Origin of the sequence: Paenibacillus sp. FSL P4-0176, assembly GCF_037975265.1 — a bacterium.
GTDB lineage: Bacteria > Bacillota > Bacilli > Paenibacillales > Paenibacillaceae > Paenibacillus > Paenibacillus amylolyticus.
Window position 1 is genome coordinate 1,664,577 of record NZ_CP150242.1, and the last position, 12,058, is coordinate 1,676,634.

A 12,058-nucleotide genomic window follows, 5' to 3' on the forward strand; every position below is an offset into this window, starting at 1 on the left:
TTGTGTAAAACGGCGAAAAAAGTACTTTATAACCACAAAATGTGCTATAATAAGATATATCATTATTACTATCGGAAAACGGGGTGTATGTAGGTGGAAAAGCAAGAACGTATTGAACAATTACGGTATGAGTTGAACATTGAAAGACAGCGTGGTGCTATGGCGGATGCAGGTAAAATCGAGGATATTGAGCGTCAACTCGCTGAGTTGGAACAGGAAAGCGTCGAGGAAAGCCAGCAAGAAGTAGCCTACCTTATGGACAACATGGATCTGGACGGAATGTCAATGCGAGATATGTTCAAGAACGAAACGCCTGAAGCGGCAGAAGCAGCATATCAGTTCTTGAGAATCGCCGTACAGAACACCATGTTGCAACGTGATGAGGAATGGATGGCAAGAATCAAAACCTTGGAAGAGCGTCTTGCCATGGAGACAGCAGCCAAAGATGTTGCGGTAGCTAAGGCAGATGAAATGGGCGAGAAGAATACTGAATTGGTTATACAAATTCGTGATGCCAAAGGGTTGTTGGAGGATGCAGAGAGCAAACGTGATGCAGCAGCTGGGCAACTGGAAGAAGCCAAGGCAGAGATCGAACGCTTAACTAGCCATGTAGACGATCTTCGCAAGCAAATTGCAGTTGGTGCAGTGAATATGGCTAAAGTAATTGATCCTGCGGATGCATTGGCACATTACAAAGAGCAGAAACGAATTGCTGAAGAAGAGAAAAGACTTGCAGAAGCGGCAAGAGAAGCTGCAAAACCGGCTATCTATGATGTTGAATGGGGAGACGCTAAGAAGTCATTCTATACTGCTAAACTGGCTGCAACGGATGAAGAGATTAAAATCCCTTACCTGACAAAAGGTGCATACCGGGAGGTGAGCGCCGAAGAGGCGCCGCAATTTCGAATCAGCGAAGAACCCCAACGTGTTGATGAGGATCTGGCACGGACTAACGACCTGGAAGAAAGCGGCGAACTAACGCCTCCCTGGGGCTATCCCGAAGACGACACGGCGGAAGTCACAACCGACGGACTGGCTGAAGAGCAGTTGGCAGGAGGTAGTGCTGAGGAAACAGAGGGAACAGTTACGCGAGCAGAATTTGAGGAACTCAAAAGACGCGTGAGTGCACTGGAATTGCCACAAGCGGAGGTGGCGTAATGGCGAAATTCCGGAAGAAACCAGTCGAAGTCGAGGCGGTACTCTTTGATAACATTGGCAACGTCTATGACTTTGTTGGTGAAAACATGACTCAACCGCTCGGAGGGAAAGTTGGGATCATCACACTTGAAGGAACCATGTGGGCTTCTCCTGGTGACTGGATTATCAAGGGCGTGAATGGCGAGTTCTATCCGTGCAAGCCTGACATATTCGAAAAGACATACGATCCAGCATGATATATCACAGAAAAGCAGAAACCGTGAGGGCGATCCGTTTAACGGATTACTCTCCGGCTTTAATAGAGCAGATACAGGAGTTTACAGGCGGTCTGGTACAAATGGGCCGAGTGGTGCAAAAAGTGCAACAGCCGTATCTTAGCGTCGTCGTAGAGAAGAATTACTTCAAGGTGCTACAAGGTAGCTGGATCGTACACTCACCTGAAAAGGGATGGAGAGTATACCGGCATCATGAGTTTATCCAAGAGTATGAGGAGGGAGAACATGGACAACAATCAGGTGATCAAGTTGCTGACGGATTATAGATCCTACAAGTTTGCGTTAAACAACCTTGGTGGAACGATGATAGACAGCGAGATGCAGTGGATGTTCAAGATGGGCATATACGACGAACGAGTCAGATCCCGTCTGAGCAACCACGACAGGACCAGTGACCAGAGTCGGTATTCGCGTATCGTCACGTTGCTGGAGTCGGCTGTAGACTTTATATTGAGCGACGATCAGAAGACGATCATCCAGCTCAAGTACATGGACCGCAACAAGCTGAACCTGAGCGAGATTGCCGATAGACTGCATAAAGACCGCAAGACGGTATCGACCCAGCACAAGAAGGCGCTCAACAGTCTGAGCAAAGCAATGATGCCGCTCAAGCAGGATTACATGGAGATTACCAACCTTGATCACATGTTCGACCCAGAGTGGGTGTACAAGGAACCAGCGTGATTCCCCATTTTTTACCCACGAATTACGCATTATTTCCCACAAATTCCCCATCGGAAGTGCTAAACTAATATCATAAGGAACATCTGATAAGCGCCGATAGCTGTTTGCGCAGTCGTCGTTTACAACGTTCCTTCCTTGCATGCCAAAACTATCTATGGTGGAGCTCAGGTCGACCACCTAGATTATCAGGGATCTGGCGATGTGGTGGCGGAATAGGTAGACGCAAAAGGGAGTATAAGCTGGTTTGGATAGGATGTGACCCGCCTGTGACCCAATTGTCTTATACATGCAGGGTGCAAATCCTTGCCCACATCAAAACGAGAGAGTGACGGTCAAGCGCCGTTGCTCTTTTTGTTTTTATCATGTCGTTGGAACCAACGGAAAGATGGTGAGTAGTGAAAGTATTTATGGATGCTGAGTTCACAGGATTGCATCAGAGCACAACACTGATCAGCATTGGATTGGTCGCTGAGGACGGTGAAGAGTTCTATGCAGAGTTTACAGACTATGACCGCAACCAAGTGGATGATTGGTTACAACAGAATGTCATTAACAACTGCAGATTCCTGCCATACAGCAATTACAAGCTGACCACTGAATCTCAATTTGTGAGTGGTGACGGGTTTGCAGGCGGGACAGCGTTCATTCGCACATGCCTGGAAGAGTGGCTGAGCCAGTATGAAACTGTCGAGGTATGGAGCGATTGCCTATCATACGACTGGGTACTGTTCAATCAGATCTGGGGTCATGCGTTCAACATTCCGAAGAACGTCTATTACATCCCGTTTGATATCTGCACGTTGATGAAGGTTAAAGGCGTAGATCCTGACTCGAACAGAGAAGATATTGCGGACATTGAAGGTGCAAAGCATAACGCACTACATGATGCCAGGGTGATCAAGGCGTGCTATGACAAGCTGATGGGTTAAGGCCGAAGGCCATCGAGTCCGACCGAATCACCCAGCGAATGCGGGGGCCGTATAGGGTTGGGTCATTAAGAGGAGGGATAACAAGAGACATGGACAATGAAAAGGTTATAGCGATGTGTCAGAGTCAGATGCAAGATATTGCAACAAGGCTGGGAAAGAACATTTCATACGAAGCCAAGGCAGCGCTCATTCAAGCCAGATCAACAGCGTTACTGGCATTAGCTATTGCTACACAGGATAGGAAGGAGGGATAACACATAGTGAAGTTGACGAGAACGATAGCGTTGATGGAACAATATGAGAAATGTCCTAAATGCGGCAGCTCTTATGTAGCAAACGGTGAAGGCAAGCTGATTGTGGAAGACACGACATTCCATCGCAGTTGTAAGTGTGGCTGGGAGATAACAGTAGAGGAGGATGAGCAATGAAACTCCATAAAGACGGAACAGTAGAGGGTACACCACAGGAGATAGCGGAGTACAACCAAAAGACGATGGAACAACAAGTGTATGTCATTCCACTAGATGATGTAGATGACGCAGAACATGCGAGAAGCATTATTGAAGCGCACAAGTCAGGTAAGATTCCTAATATGCGAGCAGGAGTCATACCGCAACCAATATCAAATGCAGATACATGCACAACAAAGGATTTAGTGAGTGCGCTTAAAGGGCGGACAGGTGTAGAAGTACACGGTATGGGCAAGGAAGTAGAATTCTCGTTGATATCTGGGTCGCTCAGACATGATAGGAAGGGCAAGGCAACAGTTTTGATTATTCAGGAGTAGAGAGGAAGGTGATACCCATTGCTGTACAAAGTATTTGAGTACAACAACGGTGTATACGACATCAGATACTGTCACTCAGACACAATGGAGAGGACAGATGGAGAGCATGTCACTTCTTTTGATGAAGAGAGTGAAGCATACAGGGTTTGTAATGCATTGAATGTGGCCCTGATTAGGGGAGGGGGTTGACACCATGGCAGACTTGAGACCACAGATCATGCTGTTTGTGACTGAGTACATCAAGAATGGTGGCAATGGAACGGCTGCTGCTATTGCTGCTGGATATAGTGAGAAATCAGCGTACAGCCAAGCGAGTAGATTGCTAAAAAGTGTTGAAGTTCAACAATATCTTAACAATACTCAACAAAGTATTAACAAGGACTTGCGTATGATGTTCGCAGAGGACGCTGTTAAGGCGTATAAAGTGATGCTGGAGATCATGCAGAGCCCGAACGCGATGGACAAGGATAGACTGGTTGCGGCAAGGGATTTGCTGGATCGTGCAGGATACAAACCAATTGATCGAGTTCAGGCAGATGTACAAGGTGAGGTGAACCATCAACATGAGTACATTGTCGAGCAAACCATCTCAACAGACCCAGAGAGCGCCGAGCTTCTTAAACAACTCTGGAAGCGACAAACCAGTTCCGCTCAGTAGGCAGTTTGAAATCTTAGCCAAGCATGACTTCAGTTTCTTCATGGACTTTGACAGTGATGGACGTGATGCAGACGGAAAGCATTTGGACGTACTGGACAGAGCGCTGATGGATGTGTCAGAGGGCAAGATCAAGCGTCTGATCGTCACAATGCCACCACGACATGGGAAGTCAGAGCGGGTATCGAAGAAGTTTCCTGCATGGCACATAGGTAAATATCCAAACGATGAGATCATATTGGCATCCTATGCGTTGTCGCTGAGCCGGGATAATAACCGAATTGCGCGAGACACGTTCATGGACCGATCGGGTCTATTTGGCGTTTCTATATCTGGTGCAAGACAATCGGCTGAGTCATGGGGCATTGAAGGACACCGTGGAGGCGTGAATGCTGCTGGTGTGGGTGGTCCCATCACTGGTAAGGGTGCACGTATAGCAATCATTGATGACCCACTCAAGAACGCCGAGGAAGCCAACAGTGAGGTTGTACGTGAGAGTCTATGGAGTTGGTACACATCAACCCTGTACACGCGGTTAACGCCAGACGGACGCATTATCGTGGTTATGACGCGGTGGCATGAAGACGACTTGGTGGGCCGGCTATTGAAGAAGGAAGCAGATGAGGTTAAACAAGGAACACATAAGGGCGAGCGTTGGACGGTGATCAACTTCCCGGCAGTAGCTGAGGACGATGATTATCTGGGTCGTAAACCTGGGGAGGCGCTCTGGCCTGAGTTTGGCTTCAACGTGCAGCGTCTGGACCAGATCAAGTCCGACGTTGGCTCGTATGTATTCAGTGCCTTGTATCAGCAAAGGCCATCAGCTGCAGGCGGTACGATATTCCAGCGTAAACACTTCCGATACTTCAAGTTTGAGCAGATCCACAACGTGCAGTATGTGGTCCTGTCAGATGGTCGGAGGTTTACAGCAATGCAATGCTGGATGTTCCAAACCGTGGATACAGCGAACAGCGAGAAGACAATCAATGACTACTTTGCTGTTTCAACGTTCATGGTGACGCCTGACAATGACATCCTGATCCGTGACGTGTACCGCACTCACATTGAAGGACCGGAGCAAAAGACCCTCATGAAGCAGATGGAGCATCGGTACAAGCCGAAGTTTCAGGCGATAGAGGATAAAACGTTCGGCACCAACTTGATACAGGAGTGCAAGCGTGATGGGATGACCATCCTGCCTGTGAAGGTGGACAAGGACAAGGTTACTCGGGCATTGCCAATTGCTGCACGTTATGAGCTCGGCAAGGTGTACCACCGAGAGGATGGTGATTGGTTGGATGACTTCGAGGCAGAGCTAATGAGCTTCCCGAAAGGCAAGAACGACGACCAAGTCGATACGGTGTCCATGGCTGGTGAGATCGTACACACGGTTAGTGGACAACAAGAGGTAGCATGGGGCGCTAATCCTGAGTCTATTACAGGCAAGCGAGTGGACTTTGATACAGAGGAAGAATACGACGACGAGGTTAAGCCATCATTCTGGTGATGTCACGCTTAGGCGTGTGGATTGAAAATGGTGAGGTGAGGAAATGGAATACGTACTATTAGCGGTGGTTCTGGGGACCAACGTTTTTTTGTATTTGCAGCACCGTGACAAAGACAAGATCATCAAGGATCTGACCAACCGCCTGACGTCTCGTAACGCTGGTGAGTACGCGATGTACAACAACCAGCAGAAGCCAGCTGAACCGCTGGAGACACGAAGCCCGATGAGTTGGCATGACGATCCGAACGTGCTGGAGGTTGATGACAAATGAGCACGCTGAACAAGATCAAGAATGGATTCCAGGGTCTGTTCACTGAGAACGGAGCTGAGAAAGACTCGGTAAACCCGAATACACCGGAGGAACAACGGATCTACGACACGGTGTACCAGGATTACCAAGTGTTCAAGCAGGCAAGACAGCAGATGGACGACATTTGGCGTAAGGAGCAACGTTTCTACATGGGCGACCATTGGAAGGGATTGCGTTCTGATGCGGTGTCTAAGTTGCGTCCGGATGCGGTGGAGAACATCACCTTTTCACAGATCGAGTCTATCGTAGGCAAGCTAACGGGATGGATGCCTTACCCGAACTTCACGGCTCAGGAAGAGGGAGACGAGGGAAAAGCCCGGGACTTGAACGACTTCATGCCGTTTGAGCTGCGACAGATCAAGTTTAAGCAGAAACACACCCGAGCTGTCCGGCGCATGGTCATTCATGGCCCGTTAATATACAAAACTGTCTTTGACCCTACAGTCGAAGGTGGGCGTGGGATGAACCGGTACGAAGGGCGAAACGACATCATACCAGTTGATTTCGGTACATTCTTCCCGGACCCACGCATTAAAGACTTCATTTACCTCCAGAAGATGGGTGGCATCATTATCAACGTGCCCAAGCCGCTGGAGTACTTTAAAGAGCGCTGGCCCAAGCAAGGCACGAAGGTGCAGCCTGATATCGGCACGCTTGAGACGGATGTGTTCAACATTGACACAGACGATGGCAACCTGAGCACAGACGCCACACGGCAACAGATGTCCGGACTCATTGAGTACTGGTATCGTGGACTGCCAAAGCAGGTGAGTGCTGAGGATAAGAAACTGTTCCGCGAAATGGCTGAGGAGAAGCTGATGGAAGGTGTTGACCCATCTGAGTATCTGGCAAAGGCTGATGGCAAGATGGAGGGTGTACATTGCATCTACATCACCACATCAGGCGTGTTCTTGGAGCATAAAGCATATGTGTTCGATCATGGTCAGTATCCGTTTGTAGCCCGGACATTGTATCCATCAGAGAGTAATCCATGGGGCAAGGGATTCATGCGGGATATGATCAAGCCGCAGATCATGAAGAACAAGTACGCTGAGATTTCAGTCGAGACCATGGCGAAGCAGGGTAACGCAGCCATCATGTATGAGGAAGGGTCGATATCCAAGCCGCGTACGTGGGCTGAACAACGTTCTATGCCGGGTGCAATGCTTCCGGTGGCTACTGGGCGTATGTCTGGTGTGAAGGAACTGGAAGGCGTCAACGTGCCAAGTACAGTCTTTAACATGCTGAACTACTATGACGAGATGCTGCAGAAGATCCCAGGGCAGTTCGACAGTGCCAATGGGCAGGCAAACAGCAACGTCACCAGTGGTGCACAGGCCAAGGCGCTCATGGCAGCGGCTGGTACAAGGCTCAACACCGTCTCTGACTTGATACAGGACGCGCTAGAAGAGGTGTTCAGCCAGTATGTGGAGTTGATAGCCCAGTTCTATACCACTGAGCGTATCGCCCGTGTGACAGGCCGTACAGTGACTATGAGTAGAGACAACATGGTTTCCCGTGTGCCATCTGATTACACTCCACCTGACCCGATGGTTGAGGAGATGGGTGCAGGAGACATGCAGCTGCCTGATCCAATGCAAGGCATGGACATGATGGGTCAGATGGACCAAATGAGCATGATGCCTGAGCCTGTGGAGGTCCAAGAGGAGTTTGTGCCGGAGTTCGACATACTGGTGCAGATAGGAGTAGACAAGCCGCAGGACCGGGAGTACTGGTTGCAACTGGCTTTCAACCTACTTCAGACGATGGATCCGATTACTCAGCAGCCAATGATTGATGCAGAGGCTGTCCGGTACGTCATTACCACAGGGCGTATGGAGCCGATGGATGTCATCAAGCGCCGCATCGAGGAAGAGTCAGGCAAGCAACAGCAGTTCATGCAGGCCCAGCAACAAGCACAGGAAGCACAGGCTCAGGTACAGCAATTGAGCCAAGAGAACCAATCCATGCAGCAGGCACTACAGCAATTCGGTGGTGAGCAGATGGAGCGAGAACAGCGTGACCGTGAATTTGAGCAAGGTTTGAAACAACAGAAGATGAATCTGGAAGGCGCTAAAGTTGCCCAGCAACTAATGCAACCAGGAAGACCAGGCCAAGGGTGAGTAGTCCTTTGGCCTTTTATATCTGCCGCCACCCATAGCGGATTAGGAGGAACTAAGCATGGAAGAGATCGACAACATCGCCACCCATAGCGATACCGTCACAGAACCAGAAACAGCCCACCCACAGGCTGACGATCAGCAACAAGCAATGCGTGATGCGTATGAAGCCTTTAACTTACCGTATGGTGACGGCGATGACCCAGACCCGGACGAAGATCAACACGAGGACGACGCTCCACCCATAGAGCCAGCACTCGAAGCTGATGAACAACCGAAGGGCATCACAGTCAAATACAACGGTCAGGACGTATTCATTCCGGACGAAGAAGTGGCAGTACATGCCCGTAAGGGACTGAATTACGAGAAGGTGGAAGGTCGAGCGAAGCAATACGAAACGGCTCTGGATCGCCTCGCTAAACAGCAGGGGTATAGAGATCACGCCGATCTATTGGACAACATCGACCAGATTGAATCCGCAGCACAGCAGAGACAGAAGGACCAATTTGGTGAACTGGAACAAAGCATGCGGGAAGAAGCCATGAATGCCGGCATTGACCCGGATGTGCTTGATCAGTACCTCGATAACCACCCACTGTTACAACAAGCGCGTGAGGTCCTTCAAAGCAAGGAAACCGAGCAGACCACACGCCAACAGGAGCAGCAACAACAGCAACTGGTGCAAGGCTGGCAGGATCTGTTCAAGAAGTACCCTGAACTGGCACAGGAAGTCACGGATGATGGAGCCGCAGCGCCTTGGCTTACCCAAGAGATGCATGCACGCATTGAACGTGGGTATGACCCGATTGACGCTTATGAGCTGGTGCATCGCGATAAACTGAGCGCCACAGAGCGTAAACGTGCAGAACAAACGGTGCTGAAGAACCAACGCCTGAACAAACGGGCTCAGGTGGAGACGCAAGCAGCTGGAACACTGGAACCACAGGCACCAGCAGAGTTGACCGGTGCATTCGCTATGTTTGGGCTTGACCCGAAAAAAGCTAACAAATATGCAAAAAACTTTGAATAAACAGGAGGCGTTAAGCCATGGCACAAGGATTCAAATATGTATACAACGATTACGGTAATGACCCCACTCGAATCACCGAGTTTCTGATGACTAACGATGAAGCGGGTTTTGCTGGTGAAGCTGTGAAACTGGTGGCAGGTCGCTGGACAAAAGCTGGTGCGACTGACGCAATTGCCGGATTCTTGACTGCAAATGTAGAGGCAGGCACGGACAAGGAGACTGAGGTTATCTTGGCTCGGGAGGGTGACTGGTATGACGCACCGTACAGCGGAACAGCAGCAGGCGGATTCACTCCAGGCGCATCTGCAATTGCATTGGCAGCGGATGGATTGTCTGCAAACTCGGCCACCGTAACAGGCGGACCTTTGTCAGTAATGGCGATTAACACAAATAAAAAGACAGCACGGTTCAAAGTTAAGAACCGCCAGTTGTCATAATCGAGAGGGGAGCATAACACATGCAAACAAAACTACAATGGGACGCACGAGTCCTCGAACCGATTTTTAAGGAGCTGTACTCGCTCGAAACCAAGGATAAAAAAGACTATATTCCGCTGATGTATAACGTTAGTAACTCCGATAAAGACCGCGAATCGTATGAAGGTATTGGCGCTGAGGGCCTGATGGAAGAATGGGGTCACTCGAACAACCAAGTCTTCTATGAGGACGTTGAAGAGTTGTGGCAGAAGGTTATTCGTAACCGTAAATTCTCCGATGGCCGTATCATTGAACGCGACTTTATTGATGACTTGAAACTTACGGAGATCAAGACACGGATCATGGGTCTGGCTGATGCAGTGTATAAAACACAGCAATTACAGGCAGTTGAATTCCTGAACAACGCATTTGTTACACAAGGTCCGAACTTCCGTGGTCGTATTGAGCGCTATACATTGCCTGATGGTAAAGCTTTGTGTGCTGCAGATCACCCATATAGCCCGCAAAACAGCACAGACGTACAATCTAATCTTGGTGACAAGCCATTGAATTTGGATTCTTGGGATGAAACAGCAGTACTCATGCAAGAATGGAAAGACGATCGAGGAAATCCGTTGGCTGTAATTCCTGATACTGTGATTGTCGCACCGTACAATGCGCGTGCTGCGTTTAAGATTGCAGGTCTACCAGATGCGGATCTGCCGAAGTACGAGCCAGGCAGCAACCATTTTGACGCGAACATGTACATGGGTAACATCAAAGTCATCGTCAATCCGTATATCAACCCAGCACAACGTAAGAACTGGTTTGCCGTTGACTCAGCGCGGATGAAACGCTTCAACCACTGGCAGTGGAGACGTAAACCGGAGAACGGTTCTATCACTGACTTTGATACAGAAGTAGCTAAACACAAAGTTGTAGGACGTTGGGGTTATGGTCAAACCAACTATTCCTTCCTCTTTGGACATAACGTACAAGACTAAGAGGGCGCATATTGCCCCTCTTTTTCTTTTGGAGGTAATCACATGTTTCGTGATGAACTGGACGCACTCAATGCGATCTATAAAGAACAGCAGCGAACCAACGAACTGCTGGAAAAATTGATTGGAGGGAACACAGATGCCACTGAACCACAGCAGACAGCCGGACTTCTTACAGATCATCCCCGCAGCCGAAGCGCCAAGCCTGCCCGAAAAGCGGGAGCCTGACTATACAGTATTCGTTGACGCAAACGGTCAGCCGATCGACATTGGTGGAGGTGGTGGAGGTACCATCACATCGAACAGCATCACGGATGCCACAGCTACAGGTAAAAGCGTACTGACTGCCGCAAACCAAGCCGCAGCCCGTACAGCCCTTGGCGCGGGTACATCGAACTTGGCTATCGGCACCACAGCATCAACAGCGGCAGCAGGTAATCACGTACATCCTGCAACAACGATTACAGCCACAGCGATTGCGCCGGGCACGGCAACGAACGTGCAGGCTATCCTCGCTGAACTGGCGGCCCGTATCACAGCTTTAGAGAACGCGTAAGGTAAATATGAAGGAGTGGTGAGAAATGATCTTAAAAGACGTTGTGGAGGAGATTACGGAGAAGTCGCCTAATTTCCTCTCTCCCGCTTCCATTGTTCGCAAGGTGTCGCAAGTGCGTGACAGACTAGTCCGTAACTTCGGATCTGCTCAACAGCAATCTAACGTGGTGTGTACCGCGATTGACTTGGTGAAAGATAAGGCGTTGTATGTGCTCCCATGCCCACCAGGAAGTGTGGTAGACGTGGACGTGAAGATGGATTCATTCCACAACGATAACGATGGCTGGAGACGCATTCCGTTGCGGCAATTCAATGAGAGGCTAAAGGAGAAACCGTATTACTATTTTTCCGGTGATCGTATCGGTATCGTGCCCAACCCGGAGGTAGACACTCCAGAGGGTATAAAAATCTTCCATGCTGAAGTACTACGGGAACTGGCTTTAGCGGACATGGATGGCCCTACTGGATTTGATCCGGACTTCGACATGGTACTCGTGTACGGTGTGTTGAAAGAAATCACCAGCGGGAAAGAGTCGGAGGAATTCGACTACAAGTACCGCCAGGTGCTGAAAGAATACGAAACAGCAAACAACGGGTACGAACGGTATTCCGTTACAGAGAGGTGGTAAGC

Annotated in this window: 18 protein-coding genes; all 18 read left to right on the forward strand. The window is 49.4% G+C overall.

The genetic code is table 11. The features are described from left to right. Positions 1-93: 93 nt before the first annotated feature. The gene (locus tag MKY95_RS07545; protein WP_339197839.1) at positions 94-1,158 is read left to right on the forward strand and encodes a hypothetical protein; all 1,065 of its coding nucleotides are present in this window, start codon (positions 94-96) and stop codon (positions 1,156-1,158) included. Continuing rightward, on the forward strand, positions 1,158-1,394 hold the full coding sequence (locus MKY95_RS07550; RefSeq protein WP_339197842.1) for a hypothetical protein: 237 nt from the start codon (positions 1,158-1,160) through the stop codon (positions 1,392-1,394). Before MKY95_RS07545 ends, MKY95_RS07550 begins: the two co-directional genes overlap by 1 nt. Then, positions 1,391-1,699 carry a hypothetical protein gene (locus tag MKY95_RS07555; protein ID WP_339197845.1) on the forward strand — a complete coding sequence of 103 codons (309 nt, stop codon included), beginning with the start codon at positions 1,391-1,393 and terminating at the stop codon, positions 1,697-1,699. Before MKY95_RS07550 ends, MKY95_RS07555 begins: the two co-directional genes overlap by 4 nt. After that, the gene (locus tag MKY95_RS07560) at positions 1,659-2,117 is read left to right on the forward strand and encodes a sigma factor-like helix-turn-helix DNA-binding protein (protein WP_339197847.1); all 459 of its coding nucleotides are present in this window, start codon (positions 1,659-1,661) and stop codon (positions 2,115-2,117) included. The genes MKY95_RS07555 and MKY95_RS07560 overlap by 41 nt, the downstream gene beginning before the upstream one ends. A gap of 395 nt (positions 2,118-2,512) precedes the next feature. Continuing rightward, entirely contained in the window at positions 2,513-3,046 is a 534-nt protein-coding gene (locus tag MKY95_RS07565) for a 3'-5' exoribonuclease (RefSeq protein WP_339197850.1), read from the forward strand. Between the two features lie 89 nt (positions 3,047-3,135). Then, entirely contained in the window at positions 3,136-3,300 is a 165-nt protein-coding gene (locus MKY95_RS07570; protein ID WP_179088651.1) for a hypothetical protein, read from the forward strand. Positions 3,301-3,306: 6 nt separating this feature from the next. After that, positions 3,307-3,474, forward strand: coding sequence for a DUF3797 domain-containing protein (locus MKY95_RS07575; protein ID WP_076318638.1), 168 nt, complete (start codon positions 3,307-3,309; stop codon positions 3,472-3,474). After that, positions 3,471-3,833 carry a hypothetical protein gene (locus MKY95_RS07580; protein ID WP_339197853.1) on the forward strand — a complete coding sequence of 121 codons (363 nt, stop codon included), beginning with the start codon at positions 3,471-3,473 and terminating at the stop codon, positions 3,831-3,833. Before MKY95_RS07575 ends, MKY95_RS07580 begins: the two co-directional genes overlap by 4 nt. A gap of 193 nt (positions 3,834-4,026) precedes the next feature. Beyond that, on the forward strand, positions 4,027-4,491 hold the full coding sequence (locus tag MKY95_RS07585) for a terminase small subunit (RefSeq protein ID WP_339197856.1): 465 nt from the start codon (positions 4,027-4,029) through the stop codon (positions 4,489-4,491). A 40-nt stretch (positions 4,492-4,531) separates the two neighbouring features. Beyond that, positions 4,532-5,995, forward strand: a complete 1,464-nt coding sequence (gene terL / locus MKY95_RS07590) for a phage terminase large subunit (RefSeq protein ID WP_339197859.1) — start codon at positions 4,532-4,534, stop codon at positions 5,993-5,995. A 43-nt stretch (positions 5,996-6,038) separates the two neighbouring features. Next, the gene (locus MKY95_RS07595) at positions 6,039-6,266 is read left to right on the forward strand and encodes a hypothetical protein (protein WP_339197862.1); all 228 of its coding nucleotides are present in this window, start codon (positions 6,039-6,041) and stop codon (positions 6,264-6,266) included. Further along, a complete protein-coding gene (locus tag MKY95_RS07600) occupies positions 6,263-8,428 on the forward strand; it encodes a hypothetical protein (protein WP_339197865.1) in 2,166 nt (721 codons plus the stop codon). The genes MKY95_RS07595 and MKY95_RS07600 overlap by 4 nt, the downstream gene beginning before the upstream one ends. Positions 8,429-8,486: 58 nt before the next feature. Beyond that, positions 8,487-9,455: a hypothetical protein gene (locus MKY95_RS07605; protein ID WP_339197868.1), complete on the forward strand. Its 969-nt coding sequence runs from the start codon at positions 8,487-8,489 to the stop codon at positions 9,453-9,455. A 17-nt stretch (positions 9,456-9,472) separates the two neighbouring features. After that, positions 9,473-9,892, forward strand: a complete 420-nt coding sequence (locus MKY95_RS07610) for a hypothetical protein (protein ID WP_339197871.1) — start codon at positions 9,473-9,475, stop codon at positions 9,890-9,892. A gap of 20 nt (positions 9,893-9,912) precedes the next feature. Then, a complete protein-coding gene (locus MKY95_RS07615; protein ID WP_339197873.1) occupies positions 9,913-10,875 on the forward strand; it encodes a Mu-like prophage major head subunit gpT family protein in 963 nt (320 codons plus the stop codon). A gap of 42 nt (positions 10,876-10,917) precedes the next feature. Next, the gene (locus MKY95_RS07620; RefSeq protein ID WP_339197877.1) at positions 10,918-11,100 is read left to right on the forward strand and encodes a hypothetical protein; all 183 of its coding nucleotides are present in this window, start codon (positions 10,918-10,920) and stop codon (positions 11,098-11,100) included. After that, entirely contained in the window at positions 11,012-11,428 is a 417-nt protein-coding gene (locus MKY95_RS07625; protein WP_339197882.1) for a hypothetical protein, read from the forward strand. The genes MKY95_RS07620 and MKY95_RS07625 overlap by 89 nt, the downstream gene beginning before the upstream one ends. Before the next feature lie 25 nt (positions 11,429-11,453). Beyond that, entirely contained in the window at positions 11,454-12,056 is a 603-nt protein-coding gene (locus tag MKY95_RS07630) for a hypothetical protein (RefSeq protein WP_339197885.1), read from the forward strand. Positions 12,057-12,058 lie beyond the last annotated feature (2 nt).

What these genes read in the sequence shown, in the direction of transcription:
- MKY95_RS07625 (WP_339197882.1), top strand. Translation starts at nt 11,012, where the DNA reads ATGCCACTGAACCACAGCAGACAGCCGGACTTCTTACAGATCATCCCC.
- MKY95_RS07550 (WP_339197842.1), top strand. Translation starts at nt 1,158, where the DNA reads ATGGCGAAATTCCGGAAGAAACCAGTCGAAGTCGAGGCGGTACTCTTT.
- MKY95_RS07615 (WP_339197873.1), top strand. Translation starts at nt 9,913, where the DNA reads ATGCAAACAAAACTACAATGGGACGCACGAGTCCTCGAACCGATTTTT.
- MKY95_RS07600 (WP_339197865.1), top strand. Translation starts at nt 6,263, where the DNA reads ATGAGCACGCTGAACAAGATCAAGAATGGATTCCAGGGTCTGTTCACT.
- MKY95_RS07595 (WP_339197862.1), top strand. Translation starts at nt 6,039, where the DNA reads ATGGAATACGTACTATTAGCGGTGGTTCTGGGGACCAACGTTTTTTTG.
- MKY95_RS07570 (WP_179088651.1), top strand. Translation starts at nt 3,136, where the DNA reads ATGGACAATGAAAAGGTTATAGCGATGTGTCAGAGTCAGATGCAAGAT.
- MKY95_RS07585 (WP_339197856.1), top strand. Translation starts at nt 4,027, where the DNA reads ATGGCAGACTTGAGACCACAGATCATGCTGTTTGTGACTGAGTACATC.
- MKY95_RS07580 (WP_339197853.1), top strand. Translation starts at nt 3,471, where the DNA reads ATGAAACTCCATAAAGACGGAACAGTAGAGGGTACACCACAGGAGATA.
- MKY95_RS07555 (WP_339197845.1), top strand. Translation starts at nt 1,391, where the DNA reads ATGATATATCACAGAAAAGCAGAAACCGTGAGGGCGATCCGTTTAACG.
- MKY95_RS07620 (WP_339197877.1), top strand. Translation starts at nt 10,918, where the DNA reads ATGTTTCGTGATGAACTGGACGCACTCAATGCGATCTATAAAGAACAG.
- MKY95_RS07560 (WP_339197847.1), top strand. Translation starts at nt 1,659, where the DNA reads ATGGACAACAATCAGGTGATCAAGTTGCTGACGGATTATAGATCCTAC.
- MKY95_RS07630 (WP_339197885.1), top strand. Translation starts at nt 11,454, where the DNA reads ATGATCTTAAAAGACGTTGTGGAGGAGATTACGGAGAAGTCGCCTAAT.
- MKY95_RS07610 (WP_339197871.1), top strand. Translation starts at nt 9,473, where the DNA reads ATGGCACAAGGATTCAAATATGTATACAACGATTACGGTAATGACCCC.
- terL (WP_339197859.1), top strand. Translation starts at nt 4,532, where the DNA reads ATGGACTTTGACAGTGATGGACGTGATGCAGACGGAAAGCATTTGGAC.
- MKY95_RS07605 (WP_339197868.1), top strand. Translation starts at nt 8,487, where the DNA reads ATGGAAGAGATCGACAACATCGCCACCCATAGCGATACCGTCACAGAA.